Source organism: Microcystis sp. LEGE 00066 (assembly GCF_015207925.1).
Lineage (GTDB): Bacteria > Cyanobacteriota > Cyanobacteriia > Cyanobacteriales > Microcystaceae > Microcystis > Microcystis ichthyoblabe_A.
The window spans coordinates 1-12,984 of record NZ_JADEVX010000124.1 but is presented as its reverse complement, the minus strand read 5'-3'; the positions used below and the strand labels follow the sequence as shown (position 1 = coordinate 12,984).

General features: G+C 44.0%; 8 protein-coding genes. 3 read left to right on the top strand and 5 right to left on the bottom strand.

Going from position 1 to position 12,984, the window contains the following annotated elements:
* The first annotated feature begins 324 nt into the window (after positions 1–324).
* Entirely contained in the window at positions 325–3,294 is a 2,970-nt protein-coding gene (pruA, locus tag IQ224_RS16150) for an L-glutamate gamma-semialdehyde dehydrogenase (RefSeq protein ID WP_194033212.1), read from the top strand.
* A gap of 415 nt (positions 3,295–3,709) precedes the next feature.
* The gene (locus tag IQ224_RS16145; protein ID WP_194033211.1) at positions 3,710–5,344 is read left to right on the top strand and encodes an alpha-D-glucose phosphate-specific phosphoglucomutase; all 1,635 of its coding nucleotides are present in this window, start codon (positions 3,710–3,712) and stop codon (positions 5,342–5,344) included.
* A 68-nt stretch (positions 5,345–5,412) separates the two neighbouring features.
* Here IQ224_RS16145 and IQ224_RS16140 read toward each other — a convergent pair whose 3' ends face one another.
* The 5 genes from IQ224_RS16140 to IQ224_RS16120 all read right to left on the bottom strand — a co-directional run bounded on the left by IQ224_RS16140 (position 5,413) and on the right by IQ224_RS16120 (position 12,588).
* The gene (locus IQ224_RS16140) at positions 5,413–5,823 is read right to left on the bottom strand and encodes a TerB family tellurite resistance protein (RefSeq protein WP_194033210.1); all 411 of its coding nucleotides are present in this window, start codon (positions 5,821–5,823) and stop codon (positions 5,413–5,415) included.
* Between the two features lies 1 nt (position 5,824).
* On the bottom strand, positions 5,825–7,165 hold the full coding sequence (locus IQ224_RS16135; RefSeq protein ID WP_194033209.1) for a 16S rRNA (cytosine(967)-C(5))-methyltransferase: 1,341 nt from the start codon (positions 7,163–7,165) through the stop codon (positions 5,825–5,827).
* Positions 7,162–7,755 carry an alpha/beta hydrolase gene (locus IQ224_RS16130; RefSeq protein WP_306766099.1) on the bottom strand — a complete coding sequence of 198 codons (594 nt, stop codon included), beginning with the start codon at positions 7,753–7,755 and terminating at the stop codon, positions 7,162–7,164. The genes IQ224_RS16135 and IQ224_RS16130 overlap by 4 nt, the downstream gene beginning before the upstream one ends.
* Positions 7,756–8,058: 303 nt before the next feature.
* Positions 8,059–12,285, bottom strand: a complete 4,227-nt coding sequence (locus IQ224_RS16125) for a helicase-related protein (RefSeq protein WP_194033208.1) — start codon at positions 12,283–12,285, stop codon at positions 8,059–8,061.
* An 18-nt stretch (positions 12,286–12,303) separates the two neighbouring features.
* Positions 12,304–12,588 carry a type ISP restriction/modification enzyme gene (locus IQ224_RS16120; protein ID WP_370583148.1) on the bottom strand — a complete coding sequence of 95 codons (285 nt, stop codon included), beginning with the start codon at positions 12,586–12,588 and terminating at the stop codon, positions 12,304–12,306.
* 173 nt (positions 12,589–12,761) lie between these two features.
* Here IQ224_RS16120 and IQ224_RS16115 point away from each other — a divergent pair.
* The coding region (locus IQ224_RS16115) for a transposase (protein WP_130757148.1) at positions 12,762–12,984 on the top strand (223 nt) is incomplete at its 3' end.

The following is a 12,984-nucleotide window of genomic DNA, read 5'->3' as shown; positions in this document are numbered from 1 at the left end:
GCAATATTCAGGGCTTGTCGGGTATCATTAATTACGTCCTAGTAGCCTGGTGATTATTTTTATTTATTCTCCCCACCTCTCCTTCCCCTCAACCTCACTTCTTACACCCCCACTTCCCCGCTCGATCGAGTACAATAGAGTGTTCAGCAAAAGTGATCAGCTATTAGCTTTGATTAGTCCTTCGGTAAGAGTTATAAACCAGAGAAAAGAGCCATTAAGAGCGGCAATCAGCTAAAAAAGCTCAAAAACTGAATTTTAGCCTGAAGGCTGACCTTAGCTTGCTGAAAGCTGAATCCCCTTGATAATTTTTTTACTTGAATCGCCGTGGTTATCCAAATCGACTCAACTCAAAACTACGAAACCAAAACCCAAGAGATCGCTAGACAACTTTTAGCCGAAACTCGGGAAAAAAAAGGTCTTTGGTCTGCTTTACAGGATCAAATGCGTTGGGATGATAAATTACTCGATTGGGCAATGTCTAACCCCAATTTACGAGTACAATTATTCCGTTTTATTGACTGTTTACCCGCTTTACGCAGTAATGCCGAGATCGCTAATCATCTCCAACAATACCTCGGTGATGCTTCCGTAGAACTGCCCAGTGCGCTGAAAAGTATCCTCAACTTTAGTGATCCTAACTCCCTACCCGCTCAAACGGCCGCCAGTGTGATCAGTAAATCCGTAGAAACCTTAGCTCGTAAGTATATCGCTGGGGAAGACCTAGGGCAAATTACTCGCACTGTCACCCGTCTGCGCAAGGAAAAAATGGCTTTTACTATAGATCTTCTCGGTGAAGCGGTAATTACTGAAGCAGAAACCCAAGTTTATCTACAAAGTTATCTCGATTTAATGACCCATTTGGCTCAAGAAGCAACCAAATGGAATAAAGTTAGCCAAATTGATGAAGCGGACGGCGACTTATTACCACAAGTGCAGGTTTCTGTCAAGCTAACTGCCTTTTATTCTCAGTTTGATCCCATAGATCCCATTGGCAGTAAGGAGAAAGTGTGCGATCGCATACGCCTACTATTGCGACGCGCTCAGGAGTTAGGGGTAGCAGTCCATTTTGATATGGAACAGTACGTTTATAAAAACCTCACCCTGGCTATCCTGAAAGAATTACTCCTAGAAGAAGAATTTCGCAGTCGTACCGATATTGGCATCACCCTACAGGCATATTTAAGAGATTCTGCCCAAGATTTACAAGATTTAATTAATTGGGCCAAACAGCGCGGTTATCCCCTTACTGTCCGGCTAGTCAAAGGCGCTTACTGGGATCAGGAAACGATTAAATCTAGGCAAAATCACTGGCCACAGCCGGTATATAACGAAAAATCAGCCACTGATGCCAATTATGAACGGATGACGCGGTTATTATTGGAAAATCATCAATATTTATACGCTGCTATCGGTAGTCATAACGTGCGATCGCAAGCCTTGGCCTGTGCGATCGCAGAAAGTTTAGAAATTCCCCGTCGTCGCTTTGAAATGCAGGTATTGTACGGCATGGGCGACCAATTAGCTAAAGCCTTAGTGAAGCGGGGTCATCGGGTGCGGGTTTATTCCCCCTACGGACAACTTTTACCCGGTATGGCCTACCTAATCCGCCGTTTATTAGAAAATACCGCTAATAGTTCCTTCCTAAGGCAAAATTTGGAGGATCGTCCCGTGGAAGATTTAATCGCAGCCCCCCGGGTTTTAGGCCAGGATAACCCGATTATCCCCGGTTTTCCTAATGCCCCCGATACAGATTATGCTAACGAGCAATTACGAAATAAAGCGAGTCAAGCCCTTACTTTTGTCAAAAATTCCCTCGGTAAAACCTATTTACCCCTAATTAACGGCGAATACGTCGCCACCAATGTTCAAATTAATTCCGTTAATCCCTGTAACCCACAGGAAATAGTGGGGAAAGTGGGCTTAATTGAGGTGGAACAGGCAGAAAAAGCGATCATAGCGGCAAAACAGGCTTTTCCCGCTTGGAAACGCACTCCAGTGGCAAAAAGAGCCGAAATACTGCGAAAAGCGGCGGATTTGATGGAAGCGCGACGACACGAGTTATCGGCCTGGATTTGTTTGGAAGTGGGCAAAGTTATCCAACAGGCGGATCCGGAAGTGTCAGAAGCGATCGATTTTTGCCGTTATTATGCCTCCGAGATGGAAAGACTGGATTTAGGGCATAATTTCGACGTAGCAGGCGAGAATAATCGTTATTCCTACCAACCCCGGGGTATTGCTTTAGTGATTTCTCCCTGGAATTTCCCCCTAGCGATCGCAGTTGGGATGACAGTAGCAGCTTTAGTCGCAGGTAACTGCACGCTATTGAAACCGGCCGAGACTTCTTCGGTAATTACGGCGAAATTTGCCGAGATTCTCCTAGAAGCGGGTATTCCTGCCGGAGTCTTCCAATATATCCCGGGTAAAGGTTCCCAGGTGGGGGCGCATTTAGTTAGCCATCCCGATGTTCACCTAATCGCCTTCACCGGTTCACGAGAAGTGGGCTGTCGCATCTATACAGATGCCTCGATCGTGCAAAAGGGTCAAAAACACCTAAAACGAGTTATCGCCGAAATGGGCGGCAAAAATGCCCTAATTGTCGATGAGAGTGCCGATTTAGATCAGGCCGTTGTCGGTGCGGTTAAGTCCGCTTTTGGCTACACCGGCCAGAAATGTTCGGCCTGTTCGCGGATAATCGTTCTGGAAAGCGTCTATGATAGCTTTGTGGATCGCTTTGTCGAGGCTACCAAGTCCCTCAATATCGGGCCGACAGATTTACCGAGTACGGAAGTGGGACCGGTTATCGACGAGAAAGCTCAAGCAAGAATTCGGGAATATATCGAAACTGGCAAAAAAGAGGCAGAATTAGCCCTAGAAATTCCAATTCCAGAGGTGGGTTACTTCGTCAGTCCCACTGTCTTTAAAAATGTTCCCCCTGATGCGGTAATAGCGATGGAGGAGATTTTTGGTCCAGTGGTGGCAATTATCAAAGTGAGTAATTTTGAGCAAGCTTTAGCCGTAGCTAACGGAACCGACTATGCTTTAACCGGTGGCTTATATTCTCGCACTCCTGCCCATATTAACCGAGCTATGCAGGAATTTGAAGTGGGAAATCTCTATATTAACCGGGGAATCACCGGTGCGATTGTCTCCCGTCAACCCTTCGGGGGTTTCAAGATGTCGGGGGTGGGTTCCAAAGCAGGGGGTCCAGATTATCTGCTGCAATTCCTCGAACCTCGTCACATCAGCGAGAATATTCAACGTCAGGGATTTGCACCGATTGAAGGGGCCGATTAAGCGATTTATAGCTAGGGTTTGCGGCAAAAAGTTTGTTGGTGGGGTTAGGAGACAGGAGACAGGAGACAGGAGACAGGAGACAGGAGTCAGGAGTCAGGAGTCATAATAAATCCAGTTATTAAAAACTGATTATTTATTCTCCGTTTTGCCTTCTGCATGAGTAGAAAACGGGTTTCTCCGAGAAACCCGTTTTCTGTGCGTTACTCAGGAGTCGGTCGTCAGGAGACTATTTTTATTTGTTTTCCCTTCTCCCTGCTCCCTTCCCCCCACTCTCCCCACTCTCCTAGACTTTTTAAACAGGATTTAGTATGACAGGGGACTCCCCAACTGTTGTCTTTCTTACCCAATTTCTTGGCTGTCAACCTACTGCTATATACTTAAGTTGAGAATTGCGTCGGCCTATCAAGAAAAGACTATGACGATTGAAACCGTTGCCACAAAACCCTTTAGTGACCAAAAACCGGGGACTTCCGGACTGCGAAAATCCGTTCCCGTTTTTCAACAACCCCATTATCTGGAAAATTTTATTCAAGCTATCTTCAATACTTTAGACGGTATCGAGGGTCAAACCCTAGTTGTCGGTGGAGATGGTCGTTATTATAACCGTCAAGCTATTCAAACTATCCTGAAAATCGCCGCCGCTAACGGTATCGGTAGAATACTCGTGGGAACCGATGGTATTGTCTCCACTCCGGCTATTTCTGGGTTAATTCGCGAAAATAACGCTTTTGGCGGTATTGTTCTCTCTGCTAGTCATAACCCCGGCGGTCCAGAGGGGGATTTTGGCATTAAGTACAATATTACTAACGGCGGACCAGCTCCGGAAAATATCACCGATGCAATTTATGCCGAGACTAAGGTGATTAGCAGTTATAAAATCCTCTCAGGGTCCGATATTAATCTCGATCGCCCCAGTTCCTTTAAACTGGGAACTATGGATGTGGAAGTGATCGATGCGGTCACTCCCTACGTCAAAATGATGGAAAAGATTTTTGATTTCGATCGCATTCAGACCCTACTCACTTCTGGTAAGTTTAAAATGTGCATGGATTCTCTCCATGCGGTGACAGGTCCCTACGCTTATGCCATATTTGAACAGCGTTTAGGCGCGCCCAAAGGTACAGTATTAAATGGTATTCCCCTAGAGGACTTTGGTGGTGGTCATCCCGACCCTAACCTAGTCTATGCCCATGATCTGGTAGAAATTCTCTTTGGTCAAGAGGCTCCGGATTTTGGGGCTGCTTCCGATGGAGATGGCGATCGCAATATGATCCTCGGTCAGAATTTTTTTGTTACCCCCAGTGATAGTTTAGCTGTACTAACTGCCAACGCTCATTTAGTACCAGGCTATCAAAATGGTATCACGGGAGTGGCGCGATCGATGCCCACCAGTGCGGCGGCCGATCGGGTAGCGGCTAAACTGGGAATTGACTGTTATGAAACTCCCACCGGTTGGAAATTCTTCGGTAATTTGTTAGATGCGGGGAAAGCAACCCTTTGCGGGGAGGAAAGTTTCGGCACGGGTTCCAATCATATTCGCGAAAAAGATGGTTTATGGGCGGTTCTTTTCTGGTTAAATATTTTGGCAGTTAAAGGGGAATCTGTAGAGGAAATTGTTCGCAGTCATTGGCAAGAATTCGGTCGTAATTTCTATTCTCGTCATGATTACGAAGAAGTCGCCTTAGAACCGGCAAAAGAGATGATGGCACGTCTCCAGAAGCTGGTTTTAGACCTTAAGGGTCAACAATTTGGTAACTATGAAGTGGAATATGCCGATGATTTTAGCTATACGGATCCCGTGGATGGTAGTGTGAGTAAAAATCAAGGCATTCGCATTGGTTTTACCGATGGTTCTCGGATTATTTATCGTCTATCGGGTACGGGAACTAAAGGGGCAACTCTCCGGGTTTATCTAGAAAGTTATGAACCGGACGCAAGTAAACACGATATCGACACCCAAAAGGCCCTACAACCCTTAATTGATTTAGCTGAAGAAATCGGTCAAATTCGTCAATCTACCGGACGGGAACAACCCACGGTTATTACCTAAAATCTAGGGATCAGCTATCAGTTTTTATCGGGGAAATTTTTGACCTGCTCATCACTGATAGCTACTCCTTAATTACTTTCAGTAATTGCTTTGTGGTACAATTTCTGAATTCCCGTCACCAATTTATCTAACATCGATCGATGGCTATCGTGAGTCGGATCAAAACTCTGCACTTTGGTTAATAATTTTGCTTCCTGTACGTCCACGTCGTCATCGCTATAGATTAAAGTGCTAATCGATGTTAGTAGATCTTGATAGGTTTCTGGACTAGGATTATCGCCTAAATAGGACTCCAACCATTGATAACATTCACTGGTTTTAACCGGTTTTAGTTCCGATAATAATGGTTTAATCTCCAGATCATCATCAAGTTTTTCCCTCACAGCTACCTGTCGTAAATAACTTCTTTCTGATGGTTGAATGACACCATCAATCCAAGCAACACCGATGAGGATTTTCAGCAATTGTTTATTTTTCATCTCACACTTCCTTGACTAACTTAGCCATAAAAAAACCGTCTTGATTATGTCGATGGGGTAACACTTCGATCGCTCCCGTTTCTGTATAGTATTCTGAGAAAGATGAATTAGAGTCGGGAGTGGCCATTTTCCAATCGGGATGAGCGGCTAAAAACTGCTCGATCACTCTTTCATTTTCTAACGGATTTAAGGTACAGGTGGCATAAACTAAGATTCCCTTCGGTTTTACCCAAGTGGCAGCCGAGGCTAAAAGTTCCCCCTGTCGTTTGGCTAGTACAGGTAAATTTTCGGGTGTTTGTCGCCAACGTATATCAGGACGCTTGTGCAGGGTTCCCAATCCTGAACAGGGAGCATCGATTAGTACACGATCAGCGATGCCGCACCACTGGGGACGATCGCGACTATCCCCTAGATGTATTTCGATCGCTTTTAAGTCTAATCTTTTAATATTGGCTTCTAACTGTCGTAAACGGGATGGCGTTTGATCACAGGCTAATATTCTACCTCGATCGCCCATTAATTCGGCAATATGAGTGGTTTTTCCCCCCGGTGCCGCACAAGCGTCGATAATTGTCTCTCCGGGCTGGGGATCGAGGAGATGAGTGACTAATTGGGCGCTAATATCCTGTAGGGTGTAATTTCCGGCTCGAAATCCCTCTAAACGCTCAATATTGCCTAAACCAGAGGTTAAACGGCAAGCTAGAGGTAATTTAAGATGATTAAAAGTTATATTGGCTGATTCTAACTCATTTTCTAGGGCTTCTCGGCTAGTTTTCAGGGGATTAATCCGAATGTCGAGGTCAGGAGAGCGATTAAACCATTGACACAGTTGTTCCGTTTCCGTAACACCAAAGCGATCTAACCACAATTGCACCAACCAATCGGGGAAACTGTGGAGAATACCCAATCTAGAAGCGGTATTTTCTGGCAAAATTAAAGGATCATCGCCATTAGCAGTTAAACGGAGATATTGCCGCAGCATTCCGTTAACCACCGCCGCTAATTTGCCTAAATGACTGATTTTAGTTAATTCTACCGCCGTATTCACCGCCGCTGATGGGGGAATCTGGGAGAGATAGCGCAGTTGATAAAGACCAATATGGAGAATTCGCCGTAAATCCGGGGGTTGCTGGGCCGCGGTTTTTTTCCCCAGGCGATCGAGCAGCGCATCCAGAGTTCTTTGTCGGCGCATTATACCATAAACAATCTCCGTTGTCAAGGCTTTATCAAGACAATTTAAGGAACTAGCGGACAAATGACGATCAAGAGCGCGATCGGGATAGGCGGAGGAGCGATCGATATCGCGTAAAATCAGCAAAGCCAGCTGACGAGCATTATTCATGCAGTTTCTAGACGATTGCGGAGGAATTGGCGTAAAATAGTCAGCGCCGGAATCGGGATTTCGTGACCCATATTTAACTCGTGATATTCGACGTTAACCCCCAAACCAAGCAGTAAATCTCTGGCTTGACGAGCGGCAGCGATAGGAACGACGGGATCCTGCTTACCATGAACAATTAAGACATTTTGTGGACCTTGGGGATGGGGTTCACCGTGCAGATAACCACTCAGGGAACCCAATCCCGCCAAGGGTAAGGATAAACCCACATCCAGGGTCATCGCTCCCCCTTGGGAAAAACCGGTCAAAAAAGTCCGCTCTAGGGGAATGCCGGTAGTTGCTTCTAGGGAAATAATCCAATCGTGCAACTGTTGACGACTAGCGACTAAACCTTGATGATCGGAGGTTTCTAGCGCATACCAGGCGCGTCCCCCCGGCACTTGCGGATGATCAAAGGGAGCATTAGGAAACAAAAATTGACAATCAGCCAGATCCAGCATCGATGCAAGGGGGGCCAGATCCATGGCATCGGCACCCCAACCGTGCAGCATGATCACTAGATAGCGAGCGGGATTTTCCGGGGAAGGGGGAATGACAATCGGGTTAAAAGACAGAGTTTTTTCCTCGCAATTCTTTTTTCTCTCTATTCTATAGCGATTTTCCCCGGAGTAAGATGGCTGTGGGGGAGTCTTTTCAGTCAACAGTAATCAGTGAAAAGAAAACCTTGCTCCTTGCCTCATGGCTCTCTTAGGTTTGGTGGGTAAAATGTATTCTAAGATACAGTCCTGCTGGCGGTCGCAACGCGCTCGCTACGCGAGACCGAGTGGAAGGAACCACAGAGACACAAAGGACACAAAGATCGCTCCTCTATAGGGTTTGCTGAAAAATTAATCTGTTCAAATTCTCAGTAACATGGCTGAAAGAGAAAGTTTTAAACTGGAAGGTTTAGCAGTATCAAAGGTCAGTAAATTAAGCTGTTCTGTACCCTGAATCAACCCCAGAATAAATTTTTGATCATCGAGTTGGCTTGGTTCACCGTCAGTGTAATCTTTGAGCAGTTTTTGCACTTTCTTTGTTTCTTTAGCTTGGCTCAATTTATTTAGGGTATTTTTAACCATTTTTCGGTTAACGTTGGCGGGAAAAGCTGACATAGTTTGGATGCGCTTTTGAATCCTACTTAGTCGTTCTGAATTGAGTTGGATATTTTCTAAAATAGCAGTTTCTTCTAGGTCTTGGCTTAATTTTTGTTTAACTTGAACCAGTTGTTCATAAAGCTGCTGGGCTAGGTTAATGATTGGTTTCGCGGGAACAATCTGGCTGGCTTGAGGGGTTTTAAAAGCTGTGGCGATTGCTACTCCCAAACCATCATTTTCTCTGCTTAGATCGTTCCAATAAATTAGTTGATTTTGTTCGGGAATTGGTTGACCATTAGGGTCAAAGTAATCGAGAGTTAAAGCGACTACACTGGTGGGTAATTCCGAGGTGGTAAATTGACCGATAGTTAGGGGATTGGGCTGATATTTTTCTCCTAATCTTTCGTAGAGCTTCCGCAATTCTTCACTATGCAAAAGCTCGTTTTGACTGTAGAGGTTGCGGCTAGTTTCTTGTTTTTGATAGGTTTGTTCTTGAAAACTTTCTTGTTCGAGTTGTCGGGCTTTAATTAGACTGTGGATGAAGTCAATATAACCGGGGAGAATTTGATCGTCAAAGTAGGTATCGCCATAAACGGAAGCACCCAACTCCTCTACATTACTGATATGGGGAATTTTGTCATCTTTGGCCAGTTCCCCAATTAGTTTCTTATTCAGGTTAGCTAGTCGGCCCGCTTGTCTGAGTAGCTGACTTTCACTGTTGGCGTAATAGATGTAAATATATTGGCAAGGATGGGATTTGGGGCGATCAATTCTGCCGATGCGCTGTTCCAAGACCATGGGATTCCAGGGGAGGTCAATGTTAATTAGATAATCGGCATCTTGCAGGTTTTGACCGACGGAGAGGGTTTCTGAACCGATGAGGACGGCTATTTCCCGTTCTGGTAAAGGGCGTTCGTTCGGGTTTTTACAAGTGGCTTCGGGGGCAAATAAACGGAATAATTGTTGGCGTTGGAGTCCGGTTTGCTGGTTGTTTCCTCTGAGGGCGTTGTTTGGCGCAATCTTAATCGATTTTTCATCGGTGTAGTAAAGTTTGTGACTGCCCATTGCCATGCCAATTCCTTTGGAGACAATGACCTGATTTTGGCTCATGTAGCGGTAGTAATCAATGACGGTATCGGAGAAAGTAGAAATTAGTAAAACTTTGTGACCATCAGCAACTAATTCCATGACTTTCCGGCTAACTTGCTGTCGTTTGTGGTCGGTGACAAATTCATTGGCTAAGAGGACTGAAATCTGCTGTAGTTGCTCTAAATCACTATGGCAGTCAGCAAGAATGCGGTTATAGATATTTTTAGCTTCTAGGGGATTATTTTTCAGTTTATCGGTGGCTAGGTCAATAGAGCGGCGTAACTGTTGACGTTTTTCCCCTTTGTTGCTGTCAGTTTCTTCTTCATCTTCTTCCTCTTCCCAATAATCCTCATCCCCATTTTCTTCTATCCCCAACCAGTCGGTTTCTCTTCCTGTTTTTTCAGCTTGAAATTTGTAATGTTGTAAGAGAAATTGTTTTAACCCTTCGGCATCGGGGGTGACTTGTTCGAGTTGCTGTTGGAGTAAGGGAATGCGATCGCTAAAGTTTTTAATGGTTCGTCGTAGAGCATACATACTAGACTCTGCCCGTTGTAAAAACATCCGGCGCTGGTTTCTCAGTAAAGAACGCTGTTCCACTGTGCTGGTTAAGTAACGGATGGGGTCGGCAAAAGGAATAAACAGATTATCTTCAAACTGACTGAAAATCCGTTCTAATGCTTGTTCGGTTTCTGGTTCAAATTGCACGGGCAGCCATTGGGCAAGGCGTTGGGCATAGAGTTGTAAGTCTGGGGTGGCTTCTCTCAACATCTTGCGGGTACGCTGTAAGAAAAGTTCTCGATAGGTGCGCCGGAAGATATTGGTGGTATCGGTAAAGTTTTCTATTCCTATTTCTCGGCTGGCAAACCATTGTTTGACTTCGGGAGGAAAGCCTAATTCTTGGAAGCCTTCAGGACGGGTGAGAAAGGGAGAGAGGATGTTGTAGATGTCTTCGCGGCGGTTGTTCCAAGGGGTTGCTGTCAGGAGCAGGTAATATCTTTGTCTTTCAATCTGGCGATCGTGTTCTTTAATTTGCAGGCAGGTTTTATGGATGCGGTTGTTATAGTTACGGATGCCTTCATGAGCTTCATCGATGATGACTAAATCTGCCGCACCCCCATGGCGGGTAAATTCATCATAAAAGCGATCGCCGCCACGACTCATTAGGTTTTTATTGTAGAGTTCGTAGTGTTTCTTGGCGATCAATCCTAATTCTGCCATTTCTCTCTCCCAGTTCGGGTGGAGTTTTTTGGCAGCAATAATGGCAATTTTAGTTTGAGGATTTTCTTCTAGGTAGAGTTTTGTTACCGCAGCCGCAAGGCGGGTTTTTCCTAAGCCTACCGCATCGGCACAAACCACTACGCCAAAGTTCTGCATAACTCTCAAACAATGTTGTGCGCCGGATTTTTGATGTTCAAACAGGATGTCTTGATTAACCAGTCGATCTAAAATGTTACTGGATTGAATGTTGAGCAGGTGGGGGCGTTGTTGGGCTAACCAGTAGAGAAAATCATCGGGGGTTCCCTGTTTTCCCTGTAGGATTAGTTCAATCGCTTGTTTAAATCCGGCTATTTCTTCCCATTCAGGTAAGGTTATTTCTTGTTTAATAGTTGGGGCTTGATTTGGCGTAATCTGATAAGTTCCCTGTTTCTCTTTGACTCTAAAAGTTTTTAAAGAAGTGGAGGGATGTTCGGGATCAACGGTGACAGTTCCTGTTAGGAGATGGGGTTGTTTTTCCTCTATTTCTATGGTAATTAATGGATTATCGGGAATCTCAATTTCTTCAATTTTGTCTAGATTTTTGCCCTGAATTTCTAGGCTTGTCGTTGCGCCTGCGGGAAATTCTTTAGGACTAATTGTCTCTATTTGAGGTTGAATTTGTTGTTGTCGGCGCTGTTTTTCTGCTAAGACTTGTTGCAAAAATTCTTGAGTTAAATCAAAGCTTAATTCTGGCTCTTGCCATTCTTGATCAAATTCGATTATTGACTGTTGAATTGTCTCTAAATCTAAGGAGTCTGAGTAATATAAAAAGGTGATACTCTCGGCGTTACTACTATGAGCAGCACCAGTGAAGTTATCTGAGCCTTCATGTAAAATAGAGTTACCTAAACTATCGGTTAAAATCCCTGTTTTTTTATGATAAATACCTCTAGTTTCTTGCATTTTAACAAGTTTAATGGTAAGGATTCCCAACCTAACTAATTCCGCTAGAATAGTGGTACTGGCAAAGGTTTTATCGGCTAATCCTTGTAAAAATTTGGTTAAAGTTCGGGTAATATATTGTTGACGATATTCGGGGTTGTGGAGTTTTTCTAATTCTTGAACATCTCGTTTATTGGTGAAGCCTTGCCAGTCCATTAAGAGTTTAATCTGACCTTCATTTAAGACTAAATTAAAAAGAGGTTCTTCATAAAGTTTGAGAACTCCACTATTAAAGTAGGCGGTACTTCTTCTATAGATTTTAGTACGTTCTAAATAGGCAGCAATAAATTGATTGTATTTGTCTAGCTGTTCGGGTAAATTAAATCTACGTCTTTTTTTATGTTCTATTTCAATAAATGTTCCACGAATTAAGCTTTCTTCTTTGCTGGCATTTTCGAGGTTTAAGAATTGTTCAATAATGGTTAATTTACTGGTGCGTAGCAAGGCAATGCTGGGGATATTCCCCTCTCGTTTGGGGGTATATTCAAAGATATGGGCTGTATTAATATCTATCCGAAATAGCTTATAGGTAGAATGTTTTTTTAAGCCCAAAAAACTCACTATATTTTGTAAAAGGTTATCTGCATCTCGATGTTTAAAAATCAGCCAATAGTTATTATTAATTCCTTTGATGTAATCCCCTTGAGGGTGGTAGTAGGGGCGTTGTTGTTTTATCAAGTCTTGGATTACGGTTTCGAGCATAAATCTTGCTGGATATATTTACTTGATGGGAAAACTCGGAATCGCAGCATCGATTAACTGCATTAACTTGATGGTTTCTGCTAGGGCTACTACTATTTTATGATAGTGCAGTATATCCTCGTCTGATAGGGTGCGTCCTTTTCTGTCTTTTAACCATTTCTGACAAACTTGATAACCGCCAATATAGAAGTTCCAAACTGCTTCAGGTACTCCTCTAAAACAGTCTCCTTGTTTGTTAATGTGGACTTCTCCTTTGTGATATTTGGGATGTCCTGCCGCTACAATTCTATCGCTTTTACTCACAAAAGATAGATCCCCCCAACCCCCCTTAATAAGGGGGGCTTCCACTCCCCCCCTTTTTGAACTATCCATTAGTCAGATCTTTCTTAACAAAAAGAGAAGAAACTTAAAAAAAGGGGAAACGATTGATAGGTATAGTTTTGAAAGAAGGAATTAAGGTGGAGGTAAGCAAAAAAATGGAGAAATGGGCAGCCCAAGAATTACAATATGCAGACCTAGGGGACACCAGAAGAAAGAAAAGGTTAATCAGTATCGTAGAAAACTTGGCCAGTCAACCTAGTACAAGTGTGCCACAAGCTTCGGGAAATCTAGCCGCAGCGAGTGCCACCTACGACTTTTGGAATTCCCCCTATTTTCACCCCTCAGATATAATTGCCGCCCAAGCTAAAAGTACAGTAG

Excerpts from the sequence above, each read along its gene's own strand:
- IQ224_RS16135 (WP_194033209.1), bottom strand. The coding sequence starts at position 7,165 with ATGAATAATGCTCGTCAGCTGGCTTTGCTGATTTTACGCGATATCGAT.
- IQ224_RS16145 (WP_194033211.1), top strand. The coding sequence starts at position 3,710 with ATGACGATTGAAACCGTTGCCACAAAACCCTTTAGTGACCAAAAACCG.
- IQ224_RS16140 (WP_194033210.1), bottom strand. The coding sequence starts at position 5,823 with ATGAAAAATAAACAATTGCTGAAAATCCTCATCGGTGTTGCTTGGATT.
- IQ224_RS16125 (WP_194033208.1), bottom strand. The coding sequence starts at position 12,285 with ATGCTCGAAACCGTAATCCAAGACTTGATAAAACAACAACGCCCCTAC.